Consider the following 1,089-nt stretch of genomic DNA (forward strand, 5'->3'; position numbering starts at 1 on the left):
CGCGGCAAAGGCACTAGAGGTTGAATAAATATCAGTATACCCACTATCAGTGGGTGCATTTGCACCTCCAGAATTTGACTCACCCCACGCTATGATTGAGCCATCAGCTTTAAGAGCGGCAAAAGCACTCCTAGTTGAATAAATCTTAGTATAGCCACTGTCAGTAGGTGCATCTGTACCACCGTAACTACTACTGCCCCATGCCGTGATTGAACCATCAGCTTTAAGCGTAGCAAAGGCCTCTTTATTAGGATAGTTTGGCGTATTATTCAACCCATCAAAATCATTAAAGTAACTAGAATAATCCACCTCGGAAAAACGCAAAAGATCAACACCCATAACCTGAACTTCTGCTAGAGACAGATAGTTCTTATCAAGTAATTGGATTCTAACATAACGACCTTGTTTGCCCTGTGTGCCTAATTTAATGATTTTTTTAGGATTAGGGGTGACATGAAAGTCTTTCCGATAAACACGAGTGCTAAAGTCTGCTGTATTGGAAACACTGACTTGGTAATTGCTTAGCCTATCTACACAACAATCGGTACGATTGTAGATAATGATTTGATTGATATTTTTCTTACTGCCCAGATCAACCTGCCACCAGGCACCTTGTTCCTTTTGGGTGTGAGTTATGCTATTGGTATACCAGACACCCTTGGTGTCGCCATTAACTGCTTGTGAAGCATGATAAAGAGTGGTGTTATAATTGCTGGATTGCGTGGCAGGTTTGCCAAGAGCCAAGTTAATGTCAGTGGCATGAACGGTGGTAAATAAAGCAGTGAAAAAAAATGCTGTTAATAATACAGTACGATTAAGAAAATTATTTATATAGGATGCAGACATAGTTTCTCCTTGTTGTTTTTAGGAATTTAAAATACTAAATGCTAAGATAAAAATATAAGCACTTTGACACCTATTATTCTAACATTAAAACAATCCATGATATTGTAGATTTTTTGTTGGTTGATTAGATAGTTGTTATTTTATTATTTGTGTCATTATTGACCTCCTTGTATTTTGTATTATAAGGCTATCTTTGTGTTTAAGATTGTTAGACCATTACAATTTTTGGATTTGGGTAGTTTG

Annotated in this window: 1 protein-coding gene; it reads right to left on the reverse strand. The window is 37.2% G+C overall.

Annotated elements, in window-relative coordinates; translation table 11 throughout:
* Window positions 1-846, reverse strand: an 846-nt coding sequence (locus tag BAZSYMA_RS06905; protein ID WP_143243137.1) for a galactose-binding domain-containing protein, incomplete at its 3' end; no start/stop codon positions are given.
* Between the last annotated feature and the right edge of the window lie 243 nt (window positions 847-1,089).

Source organism: Bathymodiolus azoricus thioautotrophic gill symbiont (assembly GCF_001298715.1).
In the GTDB taxonomy this organism is placed as follows: domain Bacteria; phylum Pseudomonadota; class Gammaproteobacteria; order PS1; family Pseudothioglobaceae; genus Thiodubiliella.